This is a genomic window from Mesorhizobium sp. P2_H9 (assembly GCF_056403215.1).
Genome location: NZ_JBFUFX010000002.1, coordinates 390,347 through 407,957, shown reverse-complemented (window position 1 = coordinate 407,957; position 17,611 = coordinate 390,347). Strand labels below are relative to the sequence as shown.

The 17,611-nt window shown below is 62.3% G+C and carries 21 protein-coding genes; 11 read left to right on the top strand and 10 right to left on the bottom strand.

What is annotated here, in order from left to right; all coding sequences use genetic code 11:
• The first annotated feature begins 1 nt into the window (after position 1).
• The 5 genes from AC1DXN_RS04990 (at position 2) to AC1DXN_RS04970 (ending at position 3,934) form a co-directional block, all read left to right on the top strand.
• Positions 2 to 565, top strand: coding sequence for a hypothetical protein (locus tag AC1DXN_RS04990; RefSeq protein WP_477272805.1), 564 nt, complete (start codon positions 2 to 4; stop codon positions 563 to 565).
• 76 nt (positions 566 to 641) lie between these two features.
• On the top strand, positions 642 to 1,745 hold the full coding sequence (gene ychF / locus AC1DXN_RS04985; RefSeq protein ID WP_477272807.1) for a redox-regulated ATPase YchF: 1,104 nt from the start codon (positions 642 to 644) through the stop codon (positions 1,743 to 1,745).
• A 182-nt stretch (positions 1,746 to 1,927) separates the two neighbouring features.
• The gene (corA, locus tag AC1DXN_RS04980; RefSeq protein ID WP_477245489.1) at positions 1,928 to 2,902 is read left to right on the top strand and encodes a magnesium/cobalt transporter CorA; all 975 of its coding nucleotides are present in this window, start codon (positions 1,928 to 1,930) and stop codon (positions 2,900 to 2,902) included.
• A gap of 103 nt (positions 2,903 to 3,005) precedes the next feature.
• A complete protein-coding gene (locus tag AC1DXN_RS04975) occupies positions 3,006 to 3,467 on the top strand; it encodes a MaoC family dehydratase (protein WP_477245491.1) in 462 nt (153 codons plus the stop codon).
• Positions 3,464 to 3,934 (top strand): MaoC family dehydratase, encoded by a 471-nt coding sequence (locus tag AC1DXN_RS04970; protein ID WP_477245493.1) that lies wholly within the window; start codon positions 3,464 to 3,466, stop codon positions 3,932 to 3,934. Before AC1DXN_RS04975 ends, AC1DXN_RS04970 begins: the two co-directional genes overlap by 4 nt.
• 170 nt (positions 3,935 to 4,104) lie before the next feature.
• Here the strand turns inward: AC1DXN_RS04970 and AC1DXN_RS04965 are convergent, their stop codons facing one another.
• The 5 genes from AC1DXN_RS04965 to petA all read right to left on the bottom strand — a co-directional run bounded on the left by AC1DXN_RS04965 (position 4,105) and on the right by petA (position 8,486).
• Positions 4,105 to 4,650, bottom strand: a complete 546-nt coding sequence (locus tag AC1DXN_RS04965) for an adenine phosphoribosyltransferase (protein WP_477272809.1) — start codon at positions 4,648 to 4,650, stop codon at positions 4,105 to 4,107.
• 223 nt (positions 4,651 to 4,873) lie between these two features.
• Positions 4,874 to 5,569 (bottom strand): acid phosphatase, encoded by a 696-nt coding sequence (locus AC1DXN_RS04960; RefSeq protein WP_477272811.1) that lies wholly within the window; start codon positions 5,567 to 5,569, stop codon positions 4,874 to 4,876.
• A gap of 138 nt (positions 5,570 to 5,707) precedes the next feature.
• Positions 5,708 to 6,580: a cytochrome c1 gene (locus tag AC1DXN_RS04955; RefSeq protein ID WP_477245499.1), complete on the bottom strand. Its 873-nt coding sequence runs from the start codon at positions 6,578 to 6,580 to the stop codon at positions 5,708 to 5,710.
• A 27-nt stretch (positions 6,581 to 6,607) separates the two neighbouring features.
• Positions 6,608 to 7,909: a cytochrome b gene (locus AC1DXN_RS04950; protein WP_477421478.1), complete on the bottom strand. Its 1,302-nt coding sequence runs from the start codon at positions 7,907 to 7,909 to the stop codon at positions 6,608 to 6,610.
• 16 nt (positions 7,910 to 7,925) lie between these two features.
• Positions 7,926 to 8,486, bottom strand: a complete 561-nt coding sequence (gene petA, locus AC1DXN_RS04945) for a ubiquinol-cytochrome c reductase iron-sulfur subunit (protein ID WP_477245502.1) — start codon at positions 8,484 to 8,486, stop codon at positions 7,926 to 7,928.
• A 313-nt stretch (positions 8,487 to 8,799) separates the two neighbouring features.
• Between petA and AC1DXN_RS04940 the strand changes: the two genes are divergently transcribed.
• Positions 8,800 to 9,144 (top strand): cupin domain-containing protein, encoded by a 345-nt coding sequence (locus tag AC1DXN_RS04940; protein ID WP_109659739.1) that lies wholly within the window; start codon positions 8,800 to 8,802, stop codon positions 9,142 to 9,144.
• Positions 9,145 to 9,193: 49 nt separating this feature from the next.
• Here AC1DXN_RS04940 and AC1DXN_RS04935 read toward each other — a convergent pair whose 3' ends face one another.
• From AC1DXN_RS04935 to AC1DXN_RS04920, 4 genes are read right to left on the bottom strand one after another with little or no spacing between them, the layout of a single operon-like run.
• Positions 9,194 to 9,505: a DUF6665 family protein gene (locus AC1DXN_RS04935; protein WP_477272813.1), complete on the bottom strand. Its 312-nt coding sequence runs from the start codon at positions 9,503 to 9,505 to the stop codon at positions 9,194 to 9,196.
• 9 nt (positions 9,506 to 9,514) lie between these two features.
• Entirely contained in the window at positions 9,515 to 11,398 is a 1,884-nt protein-coding gene (locus tag AC1DXN_RS04930; protein ID WP_477272815.1) for an ABC transporter ATP-binding protein, read from the bottom strand.
• 10 nt (positions 11,399 to 11,408) lie between these two features.
• Complete coding sequence (locus AC1DXN_RS04925) at positions 11,409 to 13,289, bottom strand: ABC transporter ATP-binding protein (RefSeq protein WP_477272817.1); 1,881 nt, start codon at positions 13,287 to 13,289, stop codon at positions 11,409 to 11,411.
• Positions 13,290 to 13,325: 36 nt separating this feature from the next.
• Positions 13,326 to 13,841 (bottom strand): hypothetical protein, encoded by a 516-nt coding sequence (locus AC1DXN_RS04920; protein WP_477272819.1) that lies wholly within the window; start codon positions 13,839 to 13,841, stop codon positions 13,326 to 13,328.
• Positions 13,842 to 14,124: 283 nt separating this feature from the next.
• Between AC1DXN_RS04920 and AC1DXN_RS04915 the strand changes: the two genes are divergently transcribed.
• Entirely contained in the window at positions 14,125 to 14,583 is a 459-nt protein-coding gene (locus AC1DXN_RS04915) for a tRNA (cytidine(34)-2'-O)-methyltransferase (RefSeq protein WP_477272821.1), read from the top strand.
• Positions 14,584 to 14,747: 164 nt separating this feature from the next.
• A complete protein-coding gene (gene soxR, locus AC1DXN_RS04910; protein WP_477272823.1) occupies positions 14,748 to 15,221 on the top strand; it encodes a redox-sensitive transcriptional activator SoxR in 474 nt (157 codons plus the stop codon).
• A gap of 102 nt (positions 15,222 to 15,323) precedes the next feature.
• Here the strand turns inward: soxR and AC1DXN_RS04905 are convergent, their stop codons facing one another.
• The gene (locus AC1DXN_RS04905) at positions 15,324 to 15,581 is read right to left on the bottom strand and encodes a hypothetical protein (RefSeq protein ID WP_292311022.1); all 258 of its coding nucleotides are present in this window, start codon (positions 15,579 to 15,581) and stop codon (positions 15,324 to 15,326) included.
• A 101-nt stretch (positions 15,582 to 15,682) separates the two neighbouring features.
• On the opposite strand from AC1DXN_RS04905, the gene hemF reads away from it, so the two are divergent.
• From hemF to AC1DXN_RS04890, 3 genes are all read left to right on the top strand, one after another.
• Positions 15,683 to 16,597: an oxygen-dependent coproporphyrinogen oxidase gene (hemF, locus tag AC1DXN_RS04900; RefSeq protein ID WP_477272825.1), complete on the top strand. Its 915-nt coding sequence runs from the start codon at positions 15,683 to 15,685 to the stop codon at positions 16,595 to 16,597.
• 244 nt (positions 16,598 to 16,841) lie between these two features.
• On the top strand, positions 16,842 to 17,102 hold the full coding sequence (locus tag AC1DXN_RS04895; protein WP_477245517.1) for a DUF1344 domain-containing protein: 261 nt from the start codon (positions 16,842 to 16,844) through the stop codon (positions 17,100 to 17,102).
• A 260-nt stretch (positions 17,103 to 17,362) separates the two neighbouring features.
• The gene (locus AC1DXN_RS04890) at positions 17,363 to 17,548 is read left to right on the top strand and encodes a DUF1059 domain-containing protein (protein WP_477245519.1); all 186 of its coding nucleotides are present in this window, start codon (positions 17,363 to 17,365) and stop codon (positions 17,546 to 17,548) included.
• Positions 17,549 to 17,611 lie beyond the last annotated feature (63 nt).

Sequence of the window (17,611 nt, the reverse complement as noted above, 5' to 3'; positions counted from 1 at the left end):
CATGAACATGGATGATGTTCAGGAACTGGTCCGTGGCATCCGGCAGAAATATATCGATCACTTCGTCTCGACTGTCGGCGAACTGGCGGCCAACAGCCAAGGATCGCACGCGACCGAGGTCAAGTTCTCGAACGTCGATTCCTTCTACCGAAATTTCATCGCGGTCGACTTCGTCGCCAGTGACGGACAGCCAGATCCGCAATTCATCAACAGCGATACCTATCTGAAATTCTCTCCCGATATCCACGCCGGGATCGGCGGAGTGGATGTCACCATCTCGCCGTTCAGGTGGGACGAAGTCCATTTCAAGTTCGATACCAAGAAACTTGACGGCGATCTCTTCGACGAATGGTTTCGCAGTTGGTTCGACATCGATGGCGACCGTGAAACGAAGGAAATCGTCGGAAACATCATTCACAGCACACTGCTGCTCGATGGGCAGCTGACGATCGATTTCGGAACCGCCGAAGTCGACGCGTTCTGGCATCTCCTGCACATATTGAGCAGGTCCGGCGTTCGCTCGTTGACCATAGGCACTGACGATATTGCGCAGCGCCTGAATTGAATTGCGCCTTGACGATCATCGGCCCTTTCCCCATAGCCCTGATCAAATTTCTATTTTCCCGATAGGACCGGACAAAATGGGTTTCAAATGCGGTATCGTTGGCTTGCCCAACGTCGGCAAGTCGACGCTATTCAACGCGTTGACCAGGACGGCGGCGGCGCAGGCCGCCAACTATCCGTTCTGCACCATCGAACCGAACACCGGCGAGGTGGCGGTGCCCGACCCGCGCCTGCAGAAGATCGCCTCGGTCGCTAAGTCGAAGGAGATCATCCCGACCCGCATCTCCTTCGTCGACATTGCCGGCCTGGTGCGCGGCGCCTCCAAGGGCGAAGGGCTGGGCAACCAGTTCCTTGCCAACATCCGCGAAGTCGACGCCATCGTCCATGTGCTGCGCTGTTTCGAAGATGACGACATCACTCATGTCGAGGGCCGCATCGACCCCGTCGCCGACGCCGAGACCGTCGAGACCGAACTGATGCTTGCCGATCTCGACAGCCTCGAGCGCCGCATCGTGCAGATCCGCAAGCGCGCCGGCAGCAAGGACAAGGAAGCCACCACCGTGTTGCCGATGATGGAGGCAGCACTCGAATTGCTGCAGGCCGGCAAGCCGACGCGCATTCTGCTCAAGGGCATTTCCGCCGAAGATTTGCGCATCCTGCAAGGGCTGAACCTCTTGACCTCGCATCCCGTGCTCTATGTCTGCAACGTCGCCGAGGCCGACGCCGCCACCGGCAATGAGCACACCAGGGCCGTGGAAAAGATGGCCACCGCGCAGGGCGCCGGCACCGTGGTGATCTCGGCCGCGATCGAGGCCGAAGTCGCCCAGCTCTCCGACGAGGAAGAGATGGAGTTCCTGTCCTCGCTCGGTCTCGACGAGCCCGGCCTCAACAAGGTCATCCGCGCCGGTTACGATCTGTTGCATCTGATCACCTATTTCACCGCCGGGCCGAAAGAGACGCGGGCCTGGACGATCCACAAGGGCGACAAGGCCCCGCAGGCCGCCGGCGTCATCCACACCGATTTCGAGCGCGGCTTCATCCGCGCCCAGACCATCGCCTACAACGACTACGTCACGCTAGGCGGCGAAGTGGCGGCCAAGGAAGCCGGCAAGGCGCGTGATGAAGGCAAGGAATATGTCGTCCAGGACGGCGACGTGCTGCTGTTCAAGTTCAACACCTGAGCTGGAAGCGGCTGTCTAACAGGCTCTGACGTTTGGCGCGATTGTAGCTTCGCGGGCGTCGGGCCGTGCGTTTTCACGCGCCTTGACCTTGCCACGTCGCAGGTCTAATCGGCTGCTGCACGTGGTCGGCGCTTGGCCGTCCCGTGCCATCCATTTTTTGGCCCCAGCAGGGAGACCCGGCGATGATCAAGGCCTTCGTCGTGGACAATGACCGGCTGCGCACCGTCGATGATCTCTTGCAAAACAGCGACAAAGTCGTCTGGGCCGATCTTCTCAATCCGACCAAGGATGAGGAAGCCGCCATCGAGAGCTGGCTCGGCGTCGCCATCCCGACCCGCGAGGAGATGGAGGAGATCGAGATTTCGAGCCGCCTCTATGTCGAGGACGGCGCCTATTTCATGACCGCCACGCTGCCCGCCCAGACCGAGGCCGACGATCCGCTGATGTCGCCGGTCACCTTCGCGCTCGCCGGGCAGCGGCTGGTCACCATACGCTATCACGAACCGAAGGCCTTCAAGACCTTCCCGCTGCGCGCCGAGAAGGTCGCAACCGGCTGCACCAGCGGCGACACCATCCTGATCGGCCTGCTGGAGGCGATCGTCGACCGTCTCGCCGACATTCTGGAGCGCGCCGGCCGCGACGTGGAAGCGATTTCGCGCGACATCTTCGAGGCGCGCTCGACCAAGGTGTCGAAGCGCAACCGCGACTTCCAGGAATTGCTGAAAGCCATAGGCCGCAAGGAGGACATCGCCTCCTCGGTCCGCGACAGCCTGATCTCGCTGCAGCGCCTTGCCGGCTTCCTCGCCCATGTCGCCACCCAGACGAAGATGAGCAAGGACATCCGCGCCCGCATCAAGACGCTGTCGCGCGACGTGCTGTCGCTCGCCGACCACGCCACCTTCCTGTCGCAGAAGATCTCGTTCCTGCTCGACGCGACGCTCGGCATGATCTCGATCGAACAGAACGCCATCATCAAAATCTTCTCGGTCGCCGCCGTCATCTTCCTGCCGCCGACGCTCGTCGCCTCGATCTACGGCATGAATTTCGACATCATCCCCGAGCTCAAATGGCAGCTCGGCTACCCCTTCGCCATCGGCTTGATGATCCTGTCGGCGATCCTGCCCTTCTGGTATTTCCGTCGCCGCGGCTGGCTCTGAGCAAGGCTTGGCTCACCAGAAATCGCTTGACCAAACGCCGTCCGGCCTGCATCCGGGAACGCCGATCCTTGGCGATCGTACAATCTTGAACCGGATTCGGATGATGACCGGAAAGACTTGGGCCTACGAGGATTTCACCGAGGGCGCGTCGCTCGACCTCGGCAAGAAGCAGGTAAGTGCGGCCGAGATCATCGAATTCGCGCAGGAATTCGATGCGCAGCCAATGCATCTCGACGAGGAAGCCGGCAAGGCCAGCATCCTTGGCGGGCTGGCGGCTTCCGGCTGGCACACCTGCGCCATGTTCATGCGCATGCTGTGTGATGCCTTCCTGCTCGACTCGACCTCGCAAGGGGCACCCGGCGTCGACCAGGTCAAATGGAAGAAGCCGGTGCTGGCCGGCGACACGCTCACCGGCAAAGCGACAGTGCTTGCCAAACGCGTTTCCAGGTCGAAGCCGCAGATCGGCCTGATCACCATGCGCAGCGAACTGTTCAACCAGCGCGGCGAAAGCGTCTTCGAATTCGAAAACACCTGCATGTTCCTGACCCGTGAGGCCAGCGCATGACGCTGGACGAGTACTTTTGCATCGGTGTCGCCGTCACGCTCGGTTCGCATAGATTCGAACCCGAGGCGATCAAGACATTCGCCCGCAAATACGATCCGCAGGTTTTTCATGTCGACGAAGAGGCGGCAAAGAACAGCGTCTTGGGCGGCCTCTGCGCGTCAGGCTGGCATACCGCCGCCACCTGGATGAAATACAATCTCGAAACCCGCATGGACGCCGAAGGCATCAACTGGACCGGCCCCGGCCCGTTGCCCGAATTCGGCCCCTCGCCCGGCTTCAAGAACCTGAAATGGCTGAAGCCTGTCTATGCCGGTGAAACCGTCACCTTCAGCCGCACCGCACTTTCCCATCGCCCCATTGCCTCGCGCCCCGGCTGGCGAATGCTGGCGCTACGCGCGGAAGCCTTCGATTCGACCGGCGACAAGGTGCTGGAGTTTGAGAGCGCGGTGCTGGTGAAGGCGGGGTGAGTTTCTTCCTTCTCCCCGTTCACGGGGAGAAGGTGCCCGAAGGGCGGATGAGGGGCGGCACCAGCGTTGGTGTCCCGCGTTGCCCTACCCTGCCCTTCGCTATCGCTCCGGGCGTTCGAGCCCTTTGAAAGGTCCACTGGACCTTTCAATTTGCCTTCGGCAAACCGGTCTCAAACCCCCTCAAACCCGATCAGCGTCCTGACCGGCACGCCGAGCGCTTCCAGCTTGGCACGCCCGCCCAGGTCCGGCAGGTCGATGACGAAGCAGGCGGCGAGAATGTCGGCGCCGATCTGCCGCAGCAGCTTCACCGCCGCCTCCGCCGTGCCGCCGGTGGCGATCAGGTCGTCGACGAGGATCACCTTCTCGCCCGGAGCAACGCCGTCCTTGTGCATCTCCATCTCGTCCAGCCCATATTCCAGGCTGTAGGCGACGCGCACTGTCTCGTAGGGCAGCTTGCCCTTCTTGCGGATCGGCACGAAACCAGCCGAAAGCTGGTGGGCGACGGCGCCGCCAAGGATGAAGCCACGCGCCTCGATGCCGGCGATCTTGTCGATCTTCTGGCCGGCATAGGGATGCACCAGTTCGTCGATGGCGCGGCGGAAAGCGCGCGCATTGCCAAGCAGCGTGGTGATGTCGCGAAACAGGATACCGGGCTTCGGATAATCGGGAATGGTGCGGATCGCGGCAAGCAGCGTGTCTTCAAGCGACGGTTTCATCAGGCGGCTCTCCGGGGATCGGTCGTCCAGATTCGGCAGAAGGGACGTCAAAGGGATTTGGCCGATCGTAACCCGGCGAGGCCAGGGACGGCTACCGCCATGTGCCGCCTGGCAAAAAATTGTCTGGCAAAGGATCGGTTCGCCTCGTGGGCCGTGACCGCACTAAAAAGGGCGCCTGGGGCGCCCTTTTCGTCTGCCGGCTGCCTTTTGAGCAGGATGGTTGTCACATGCCAAGGTCGGAGCGGAGCTCGGACCGCGCCACTTCGTATTCGGCCTTGAAATCGGGGCGGCTGAGCAGGATCGCGGCAATGACGCTGCCGGAAATCTTGCCCATCTCGATATCGGAGGGATAGTGGATGCCGCCGACCTCACGGTTGTGGGCGTATTCGGCCGCGCGCGCCATGATCTCGGCGCGCTTTTCCGGAACCATGTCGGAAAGGATGATGCCCATCATGGTGCCGACCGTCGCATGGCCGGACGGCCAGGAACCGGAACTCGACAGCTTGACCACGGGCTTGACGAGATCGCTCAGCTGATGCGGTCGCGGACGCTTCCAGACATCCTTGGCCGGGTCGACGACCGCGCCCTCGGTGGCAACGACGCGATCGAAGAAGGCGCTGAACTTCGGCAGCGTTTCCTTGTTGAACTTCGGTCCCATGACATCGGCGAAGCGCCAGACGTCCTCCTGGGCATCGGCGATGGCCCTGGCTTCCATTTCAGGGGTACGCGTCACCTGCAGCGTCAGCACCTCGCCCAACTCGGCTTTCGTCTGGGCGGAATCGTTTGCCGGCGGCGGTGGCAGGATCATCGTCAGGTCGATGTCCTTGTTGGTGACGAAGGGTGCCGCGTCGTCGGCATAGGCCGTGGAGCCGACGACAAGCAGCAGAAAGCCTGCGGCAAGCGATGCATATTTCTTCATGGGTGCGATCCTTTGATGAGGGCAACACAGCATCGCCGAATGCGGTGACGGCCATGTGACACGGCCGGTGTTCTCACCTGCTCCAGAATGCAAAAAGGGCGCCTTTCGGCGCCCTCGCATTTTCGAAGCTTGCAGCGCTCAGTGCGCCACGCCTTCCCATACCTTGCGCTTGGTCAGGTAGACCAGCGCGCCGAACAGCAGCAGGAACACCAGGACACGGAAACCGGTCTTCTTGCGGTCTTCCATGTGTGGCTCGGCCGCCCACATCAGGAAAGCCGACACGTCGCGGGAATACTGGTCAACGGTCTGCGGCGAACCGTCGTCATAGGTCACCTGGCCGTCTGAGAGCGGCTTCGGCATCTTCAGCGACACGCCGGACAGGAAGTAGGGATTGTAGTGCGTACCTTCCGGGATCACCATGCCGGCCGGCGGCTGCTCGTCATAGCCGGTCAGCAGCGAGTGGATGTAGTCGGGACCGCCCTGGGCATATTGCGTGAAGATGTCGAAGACGAAGCGCGGAAAGCCGCGCTCGACGCCGCGCGCCTTGGCCAGCAGCGACATGTCGGGCGGGGCAGCGCCGCCATTGGCGGCAGCGGCGGCCTCGACGTTGGCGAACGGCGCTGGGAAATGGTCGGACGGCTTGCCGGGACGATCGAACATGTCGCCGGCGTCGTTGGGACCGTCATGGATCGTGTATTCGGCCGACAGCGACTTGATCTGGGCTTCCGAGTAACCGAGGCCTTCGAGCGTGCGGAACGCCACCAGGTTCATCGAATGGCAGGCCGAGCAGACTTCCTTGTAGACCTTCAGGCCGCGCTGCAGCTGCGCCTTGTCGTAGGTGCCGAACGGACCGGCGAAGCTCCAGTCCATCTCCTTCGGCTCGTCGATCGGGAAATGCGTCGGCGCGGCAGCGTTGTGTGCCTCTTCGGCGGCGATTGCCCCGGTGTTTGCTGCTCCAACGCCGGCGGCGACAAGGCCAATCAGCGCCAGCGAGGTGAGAATCTTCTTCATGCCAAATCCCCTTAGATTCTCTACCGCTCAGCCCTTGGTTTCCGGCGCGGCCGTAGCCCCCGCAGGATGATGACCGCCGCCCTTGTTCTTCTCAAGCACCGCCTCGGTGATCGAATTGGGCAGCCTTCGCGGCGTCTCGATCAGGCCCAGCACCGGCAGCGCGACCAGGAAGAAGGCGAAGTAGAACAGCGTCGCCATCTGCGCCATGAAGACATAGCTGCCCTCGGCAGGTTGCGAGCCCAACCATCCGAGCAGGATGGCGTCGGCCGCGAACAGCCAGAAGAACAATTTGTACCACGGGCGGTAGACCGCCGAGCGCACCTTGGAGGTGTCGAGCCAAGGCACCAGGAACAGCATGACGATAGYGCCGAACATGCACAGCACGCCGCCGAGCTTGGAATTGATCGGCCCGATGTTGAAGGTGATGGCACGCAGGATCGCGTAGAACGGCAGGAAGTACCATTCCGGCACGATATGGGCCGGCGTCTTCAGCGGGTTGGCGATCGTGTAATTGTCGGGATGGCCGAGAAAGTTCGGCAGATAGAACACGAAATAGGCAAAGACGAACAGAAACACGATCATGCCGAACGCGTCCTTGATGGTCGCATAAGGGGTGAAGGCGACGGTGTCGGTCTTCGACTTGACCTCGATGCCGGTCGGATTCGACTGCCCGACCACATGCAGCGCCCAGACGTGCAGCACGACGACACCGGCAATCATGAACGGCAACAGATAGTGCAGCGCAAAGAAGCGGTTGAGCGTCGGATTGTCGACGGCAAAGCCGCCGAGCAACAGCTCCTGGACCCAGGTGCCGACCAGCGGAATGGCGGTGAAGAAGCCGGTGATGACGGTGGCGCCCCAGAAGCTCATCTGGCCCCAGGGCAGCACATAGCCCATGAAGCCCGTCGCCATCATCAACAGGTAGATGATGCAGCCGAGGATCCACAGCAGCTCGCGCGGCGCCTTGTAGGAGCCGTAGTAGAGGCCGCGGAAGATGTGGATGTAGACGGCGACGAAGAAGAACGAGGCGCCGTTGGAATGGAGATAGCGCAGCAGCCATCCCGAATTCACGTCGCGCATGATCTTCTCGACCGAATCGAAGGCGAGATTGGTGTCGGCCGTGTAGTGCATGGCCAGCACGATGCCGGTCAGTATCTGTGCCACCAGCATGATCGAGAGGATGCCGCCGAAGGTCCACGCGTAGTTGAGATTGCGCGGCACCGGATAGGAGACAAAGGAATCATGGACCAGCCGCGGCAGCGGCATGCGGGCGTCGAACCAGCGTTCGATACCGGTCTTGGGCGTATAGGTCGAGTGTCCCTCGCTCATCGAAATATCCCCTGCCTCAACCGATAAGGATCTTGGTATCGGAAATGAACTTGAATACCGGCACCGCCATGTTCTCGGGCGCCGGGCCTTTGCGGATGCGGCCGGCGGTGTCGTACACCGAGCCATGGCACGGGCAGAACCAGCCGCCGAAATCGCCTTCCTGGCCGAGCGGGATGCAGCCCAGATGGGTGCAGACCTGAACCATCACCATCCAGGCTTCCTTGCCCGGCGTGGTGCGGTTGGCGTCGGTCGCCGGCGCATCGGCAGGCAGGTTGGCGTTGCGGGCGATCGGATCCTTGAGGTCGGCCAGATTGACGGTCTCGCCGTCCTTCATCTCTTGTTCGGTGCGGTTGCGCACGACCACCGGCTTGCCGCGCCATTTGACGATCAGCGACATGCCCGGGGTCAGCGAGGAGACGTCGACTTCGACCGAGGCCAGCGCCAGCGTCGAAGCGTCCGGGCGCATCTGGTCGATGAACGGCCAGGCGACGGCACCCGCGCCGACCACTGCGGCCATGCCGGTGGCGACGTAGAGAAAATCACGACGGTTGGGATCCTGGATGTCGGTTGCGCTCACGGGTGCCTGATCCTTTCGCCTCTTCCGTGCCGGTGGTCGAGCCTTGTTCCCCGCTCATTCACGCCAACCCGACAGCGCATGGCGAACAGGCTTGCGAATTCCTCCGGCATTTGGACTTCGGTTTATGCGTGAAGCCCGTTTTTGTCCAGCGGGGTGGAGGCACAAGGGCAGATTGTCGCGGGGGCGCAATCCGGCGCCGGACGGGGTGGCACAAGATACTGTTCGGCCCCGGCCAAACCGCCTTATATCAACGGCGGATCCGCGGCCGGCGTTTGCCTCGACAACAGACGCGGGCGCGTTCTATCCTCTGTCCATGGCACACGTCATAGACCGCGACACATGGGCTGTTCGCTCCGACCGCTGGAAGGGCGAGTTGCAATGCGGCGCCTACGGCTCCAACTCCTGCCTGATCTTCAACTATCTGCCTGATGTCGGCGGCGGCCCGCGGCTGCACACCCATCCCTACGCCGAGATCTTCATCATCCGCCAGGGCACCGGCCTGTTCACCGTCGGCGATCAGGAGATCGAGGCCTCCGCCGGCCAGATCCTGATCGTGCCGCCCAACACGCCGCACAAATTCACCAATCTCGGCCCAGGCCCGCTGGAAACCACCGACATCCACGAGAACGGCAGTTTCATCACCGAGTGGCTGGAATGATGTCTGCCCCGGGGACAGCCTGAGGCGGGCCGCATCACATCTCGTCCGCCTAGCTGGCGCCGAGCCTGACCAGCACCGCCCGTGGGATGTCGTATTCGCGGATCACGGACTCATGCCTGCGCAAGCCGCAGAGCTCGCGCTGGATGAAATAGGCATGGACGGCTGCTGCAGCTTCCTTCAGCAGCCGGGCGCGATGGTCGTCCTCGCTGTTCTCGCGCAGCTTCTTCAGGGTTTCCTCGACGCGCTGGCCGGTGCGGCCAAGTGCGGCTGCCTTTTCGGCCAGGATCTCGTGGCCGAGCAGGTCGAGCGCGCTCTCCTGCGCGCTGCTTTGTCCAAAATTCGAGGGCATTCTGACCGACATGATCGCGTTCTACTCCGCCGGTCTCGTCTCTTCCAGCACGCTGTCCTCATGATAGAGGAACCCGCCGGACTGCCGCTTCCACAGCCGGGCATAGAGCCCGTCGAGCGCCACCAGTTCGTCATGCGTGCCTTGCTCGACGATGCGGCCTCCGTCGAGCACCACCAGGCGATCGAGCGCCGCGATCGTCGACAGCCGGTGCGCGATGGCGATGACCGTCTTGTTCTCCATCAGCCTGGTCAGGTTTTCCTGGATCGCCGCCTCGATGTCGGAATCGAGCGCCGAGGTCGCCTCGTCCAGCACCAGGATCGGCGCATCCTTGAGGAAGACGCGCGCAATCGCCACGCGCTGGCGCTGGCCGCCTGACAGTTTTACGCCGCGCTCGCCGACAAAGGCCTCGTAGCCGGCACGGTCGCGATTGTCGCGCAAACCGAGGATGAAGTCGTGCGCCTCGGCCTTTTTCGCCGCCGCGATCACTTGCGCGTCGGTCGCCTCCGGCATGCCGAGCTTGATGTTGTCGCGCAAGGAACGGTGGAACAGCGCGGTATCCTGGCTGACCACGCCGATATTGGCGCGCAACGAGTTCTGCGTCACCGCGGAAACATCCTGCCCGTCAATGGTGATCTTGCCACTCTCGAGGTCGTAGAGGCGCAGGATAAGATTGACCAACGTCGTCTTGCCGGCGCCGGACGGCCCGACCAGCCCGACCTTCTCGCCCGGCCGCACGACGAGGTCGATCCCGTTGAGCACGCCGAATCCCTTGCCGTAGTGGAACTCGACGTTCTTGACATCGATGCGCCCGCCCGCCACCACGAGCTCCTTGGCATCCGGCGCATCGATCAGGCCGAGCGGCTGCGAGATCAGCGCCTTGGAGTTCTCTAGCACGCCGAGGTTCCGCAATATGCCGTTGAGCTGCATCATCAGCCGTCCCAGCAGCATGTTGAGCCGCAACACCAGCGACAGCGTGAAGGCGACGGCGCCGACGGTGATCGAACCTTCGACCCAGAGATAGACGGCAAAGCAGGCGATCGCCGTGATCATGATGCCCGACAGCGTGGTCAGCGCCATTCGCACGCCAGTCAGCCGGCGGGTGAACGGCCGCAGCGCATCGAGATAGATATCAAAACCGTTCCTGATGTAGCGGTCGTCGCCGTCAGCGGAGAACAGTTTCAACGTCTGCACGTTCGAATAGGAATCGACGATGCGGCCGGTGATCATCGAGCCGGCTTCGGCGGTTGCCTCGGCATGCTTGCGGATAGCCGGCAGATAGAGCTTGGCCAGCAAGCCGAAGGCCGTGATCCAGATCACCACCAGCACCGCCAGCCTGAGGTCAAGGCCGGCGACCAGCGCCAGCGTCGTCACCGTATAGACGACCATGAACCAGACGACCTCGATGAAGCTTTCCATCAGGTCGCCGGTCGCCTGCCCCGCCTGCCAGACCTTGGTCGAGATGCGGCCGGCGAAATCGTTCTGGAAAAAGGCATAGGACTGGCGCGAGACATGCCGATGCGCCTGCCAGCGCACCAGATTGTAGAAGCCGGGCGTGATCGTCTGCTCGTCGACCAGTGCCGACAGACCGACGACGATGGTGCGGACGACCAGCACCACGACGATCATGAAAACGAGTTCGGGGCCGGCGGCGGTCCACAAGGCATGCCAGCTACGCTGGCCGGGAAGTTGGTCGAGAATATCGACCAGCCGCCCGACGAAGTAGAACAGTCCGGCTTCGACCAGCGGCGCGATGCCGCCAATGACCAGCATGGCGAAGAAGGCGAACTTCGCCTGGCCGACATAGTGCCAGAGGAAACCGCCGACGCCGGCAGGTGGCCGAAGATTCGCGGGCTCCCGGAACGGATAGACCCAGTTCTCGAACCAGCGATAGACGGCTGTCATCATGCGGCGGCCATCATTCTGCGGCTTGCCCCTTGGCAACCGCATCGTTGGCGGCTTCGGACGGCCCGTCGTCGAGCAGGAAACCGCCCGACTGGCGCTGCCAGAGCTGCGCATAGAGCCCGCCGCTGGCGACCAGTTCCTCGTGCGACCCTTCCTCGATGACCCGACCCTTGTCCATGACGACGAGCCTGTCCATCGCGGCGATGGTCGACAGCCGGTGGGCAATGGCGATGACAGTCTTGCCTTGCATGAGCTTGTAGAGGTTCTCCTGGATGGCCGCCTCGGCCTCGGAATCGAGCGCGGACGTCGCCTCGTCGAGAATGAGGATCGGCGCGTCCTTCAGCATGACGCGGGCAATGGCGATGCGTTGCCGCTGGCCGCCGGACAATTTGACGCCGCGGTCGCCGACATGCGCCTCGAACTCCTTGCGGCCGCTGGCGTCCGAAAGCCCGGAGATGAAGTCCAGCGCCTCGGCGCGCCGCGCCGCCTCGACCAGCATCTCTTCGGAAGCGTCCGGCCGCCCATAGAGGATGTTCTCGCGCACCGAACGATGCAGCAGCGAGGTATCCTGCGTGACCATGCCGATCTGGGCGCGCAGCGAATCCTGCGTCACCGACGCGATCTCCTGGCCGTCGATCAGGATCTTTCCGCTTTCCAGGTCGTAGAAGCGCAACAAAAGATTGACCAGCGTCGACTTTCCGGCGCCGGAACGGCCAACGATGCCGACCTTTTCGCCCGGCTTCACCGTCAGCGACAGCCGCTCGATGACCCCCTTCTGCTTGCCGTAATGGAAGCGGATGTCGTCGAAGCGGATCTCGCCCCTGGTGACGGCAATATCCTTGGCGCCCGGCCTGTCGTCGACAAGGCGCGGCAAAGAGATCGAGCCGATGCCGTCCTGCACCGTGCCGATGTTTTCGAACAGGCCCGACATTTCCCACATGATCCATTGCGACATGCCCCAGAGCCTGAGCACAAGGCCGATGACCACGGCGACGGCGCCGATCGTCACCGCCTGGCCGAGCCATAGCCACAGCGAAATAGCGGTGACCGAAAACAGCAGCAGCGAATTCAGGATGTAGAGCAGGCCGTAGAGCACCGTCACCAGCCGCATCGAGCGGTAGACCGTCTGCAGGAAGCCGGCCATGCCCTCTTTGGCAAAGGATGCCTCGCGGCGCGCGTGGGAAAACAGCTTGACCGTCTGGATGTTGGTGTAGCTGTCGACGACGCGTCCGGTCATGGTCGAGCGCGCATTGGCCTGTTCTTCGCCGACCTTGCCCAGCCGCGGAATGAAGTAGCGCAACAGCCCGATATAGCCGAGCAGCCAGACGGCAAGCGGTGCCGCCAGCCGCCAGTCGGCCGAGCCGACAATGAACAGCATACCGAGGAAATAGACGACGACATAGTTGAGCACGTCGATGAGCTTGATGACGCATTCGCGCACGGCGAGCGCCGTCTGCATCAGCTTGGTGGCGATGCGGCCGGCGAATTCGTCCTGGTAGAAGGCCATCGACTGCTTGAGCAGGTAGCGATGCACCTGCCAGCGGATGCGCATGGGGTAGTTGCCCATCAGCGTTTGCTGGTTGAGCAGCGAGTGGAACCAGACCGTTCCCGGCAGCGCGAACAGCACGACGAAGGCCATGCCGGCGAGCTTCAGGCCCTCGGTCTGCAGGAAGGTCTCGCGGTTCTGCCCCGACAGCCAGTCGACGATCCGGCCGAGGAAGCCGAACATCCACACTTCCGCCAGCGCGATGGCCGTCACCAGCACCGCATCGAGCAGGATATAGGGCCAGGCGCCGCGCGTATAATGTACGCAGAACGCAATCAGCGTCTTGGGCGGCTCGACCGGTTCCTCGGCTGGGAACGGGTCGAGCCTTTTTTCAAACCAGGCAAACATCGTCTTGGTACTCGCTTGGTACTCGCTTGTGTGCGCTCACGCGGCGCGGGATCGCACGACTTCGACGCCAAACGGCTCGGAATCACCCGAGTCGCTGGCTTCGTTTCGCGCAATATAGGGTGTCGAACGCATTTCGCCGACAGGCTCGTTTGACGATCCTGACGCCGCTGTGTGAACGACGCGGATTTTCGCACCCGGCCGGATCAGCCGGATGATCCGACGCACCAGTGACGGCCGGCTGTAGTCGGGAACGGCGTGCGAGAAATCGACATCCGGCAGCATGCCGCGATGCGGACGCCGGCGGATCTCGGCGTGGACCACCGACGAATAGGTTTCGCCGATCAGCAGCGCCCAGGTCGCCATCTTGCGCTCGTGCAGGCTTCTTGAACCCGGTATCTTGTAGGGATCGAACATCGGTCCGTCCTCCGTATAAAAATGCAGATGAAAGGGTGAATCAAACCCGGCCGCGGGCATGGCGCCGGCGGCAGAGGGAACATCGGTCGAGGCGTGTTCAGGTGGGGCGTTCAGCCCCTTCGACAGTTTGAAAAACATCGCAGGATTCCTTCGAAGACCGAAAAAGGTTTCGGCTGGGAATCGGTGCGACTAAGCCTAAAAGTTCAGGAGAATTGTCGTACCGAAACCGCCGGCAGGCAGGTAAGCCCACGAGAGGGGCGCTGGACGTGCATGGTCATCATGAGTTTCCCCTCCATCGGTTCGGGTTGACAATGCTGGGCGTATATTCGATTTCGCAGAAAATGACCATCCGCAGGTCCAGGAATTTCCAAAACCTGGCGATGCCTGTGGCCGATCTGCCACTTATTAGAAGGACGCGGAAATGAACGATCGTCTCCGCATCGCGCTCTACCAGCCGGATATCGCCGGCAACACCGGAACAATCCTGCGCTTCGCTGCTTGCCTTGGTCTCGGTGTCGACATCATCGAACCGGCCGGCTTCCCGCTCTCCGACCGGACGCTGAAACGGGCCGGCATGGACTACCTCGAAATGGCTGACCTGACCCGGCATGTCGACTGGCACGCCTTCGAGGATTGTCGCAGAGGAAGCGCGCGGCGGCTGGTGCTGTTGTCGACCAAAGCCGCGACCGCCTACACCGACTTCGCGTTCAGCAACGGTGATATTCTTCTGTTCGGCCGTGAGTCGGCAGGCGTGCCGGATCCAGTCCACGAAGCCGCCGACGCGCGACTGACCATCCCGATGCAGCCGGGCACGCGCAGCATCAATGTCGCGCTTTCCGTCGCCATGGTAGCGGGCGAGGCGATCCGGCAGTTGCGGTAGCATTTGCAGCCGATCGGCAGCCGCCGGCGCTTCGTTCCCGCCGACGATGGCGCCCTCACCCGTCATTCTCACCCAGGCGCACATTGCCTTCTCCTGCGGTTTGCATGTCCAGGGTTTCATCGCTACAAGCTCAAGTTAAGTTGAGGTCAAGCGGAAAATCTGAAATGGCTCCGGTAACGGAATTGACGGTTGGCCAGGTGGCCATGCGCAGCGGTGTGGCGGTGTCGGCACTGCATTTTTACGAGGCACGCGGACTGATCCGCAGCCACCGCACCTCAGGCAACCAGCGCCGCTACGGCCGCGATGTGCTGCGGCGGGTGGCGATCATCCGGGTCGCGCAAGAGGTCGGCATCTCGCTGGCCGAGATTGCTGCGGCCCTTGAATCACTGCCTGAAGGCCGCACGCCGACGCGCGAGGACTGGAACCTGCTGTCGACCGCCTGGCGCGACAGTCTCGACCAGAAGATCGACCAGTTGAAGAAGCTGCGCGACGGGCTGACCGACTGCATCGGCTGCGGCTGCATGTCCATCGACAAATGCCCGCTGAGGAACAAGGGCGACAGGCTGGCGAAGCGAGGGACTGGGGCGAGAAGGTTGGTGACGCTTCCTTCTCCACGTTTACGGGGAGAAGGTGCCTGAACGAAGTGAAGGCGGATGAGTGGCAGCGCCAGCATCCGAAGGTTTGCGCCGCCCCTCACCTGCCTGCCGGCATCCTCTCCCCGTAAACGGGGCGAGGAAATCCTAATCCGCCGCCGGCAACCGTCGTATCGTAAACTCGATGACATCGCCCGGACGCTCGAACCAGCTTTCGATCTCGGTCCAGTAGGCCTGCTTGGGAAAGCGCTCGAACCACTCCTTGGCCTTCAGCCGCGCATCGGAGCGTGGCAGCACGAAGGTCTCGCGCAGGAAACCGTCGCGCGGCATGCGCTCGCGCTCGGCGCGCGAGCGGTCGAGCCTTTTCTTCAGCCCATCCAGCGATGGTCTTGCCGGGGTGCGCACGAAAGAACCCTTATTCACTTGACCCTTGCACGCAAGAGATTAGGGATCGCGCCCGGAAAAGACGAGTCATTTGTCGGGTCAGCCCGAAACCGGAGACAGATTTGGAAAGACCCGAAATACCGGCGGGGCTGCCGGCCGACATCGAACAGAAGAAGATGAAGGCCAGGCTTTGGTTCGAGACGTTGCGCGAGCGCATCTGCGCCAGCTTCGAGCAGATCGAGCAGGACCTGCAGGGGCCGCTGGCCTCGTGGTCGCCTGGCCGCTTCGAAAAGACGCCGTGGGAACGCGACGAGGGCCGCGGCGGCGGCGGCACCATGTCGATGATGCATGGCCGTGTCTTCGAGAAGGTTGGCGTCCACACCTCGACCGTCTTTGGCGAGTTCTCGCCGGAATTCAGGAAGCAGATGCCTGGTGCCGAGGAGGACCCGAGCTTCTGGGCGAGCGGCATTTCGCTGATCGCCCACCCCTGGAACCCCAACGTGCCGGCCGTGCACATGAACACGCGCATGGTCGTCACCTCGCGCCAGTGGTTCGGCGGTGGCGCCGACCTGACACCGGTGCTCGACCGCCGCCGCGTCCAGGACGACCCCGACACAATTGCCTTTCACCGCGCCATGCAGTTCGCCTGCGAGAAGAATGTGGCGGTTGCCGATTACCCGAAATTCAAGGCCTGGTGCGACGAGTATTTCTATCTGCCGCACCGCAACGAACCGCGCGGCACCGGCGGCATCTTTTTCGACTGGCTGCATTCGGGTGAGGAGAGCGGTGGCTGGAATGCCGATTTCAACTTCGTCCAGGACGTCGGCCGCGCTTTTCTCGTCGTCTACGCCCATCTGGTGCGGACCAACTTCAACGAAAACTGGACCGACGGCGACCGTGACGAACAGCTCATTCGCCGCGGCCGCTACGTCGAATTCAATCTTCTTCACGATCGCGGCACCATCTTCGGACTGAAGACTGGCGGCAATGTCGCCTCGATCCTATCCAGCCTGCCGCCCGAGGTAAGATGGCCGTAAAAAAACGGTGAGCGGGATGTGAGCCGCAATGATGTCCCATTCGCCGAATTCTGGCAGGGAATGTGGCGCCAGAGATTTCTTTTTCGTCTAATATCCATTTGAAAAAACTGGGTTATTTGTCGTTCCGGGTCGGGAAGCGCCGGCGGTTCGTCCGCGAAACCGCGACTCGACGCAACCGGACGGCCCAGACAATGCGGATCATTCTCCCAACAAGGATGCCCGCTTTTCCCAGGAGTACTTTGCAATGCGCAAAATCATTGTGTCGGCCGCAGCCGCCGCCCTTCTCGCCTCTGGCTCGGTTGCCTTCGCCGCCGTCAAGCACACCACCGGGACGATCAAGGCCTTTGACGCAACGGCCATGAGCCTGGTTCTCGATGATGGATCATCTTTTACGCTGCCTAAGACCTTCAAGGATCCTGGCCTGAAGGCCGGCGAAAAGGTCCGCGTTTCCTGGGACATGAGCGGCAAGAACAAAGTTGCCGAGGCAGTCAAGATCGTGAAGTGATGGACCAGCCGGGACGAGACCTATTGGTCTTGCCCCAAGGTAGCGTAAGAGGGCGGAGCAGCGATGCTCCGCCTTTTTGGTCCTGACCGGCATTCTGCGGCAACCAAAATCTTGCATCCGTGTTATGCTTGTCACCCCGCATATGACCCGAAAACCCGGATACGGTTTTCGAAAAACGATCATGCGCGGAACAAACATGCCGGAGTATCCGTTGCCTGCCCGACGGGCGCGGCGCTCCAAGGAGGAAAGGAGAAACTCCAATGAAGCAATTTCACTGCGGCTCGCTGGTTCCCGGCTGTGACTGGCATACGCGCGCCGAGGAAGAAGCCGAAGTCATGCGCCGCGCCGCCGAACACATGCGCGAGACGCATGGCGAGACGGTCATCCGCGAGACAATGATCGAGGCGATCCGCTCGCGCATCGAGAAAGTCCGTGACGCAGCGTAGGTGCGTAGCAGAAAAGCCCTCGACCGATAGCGCCCGCCATTGGCATTCCTGACGCCTTGGCGG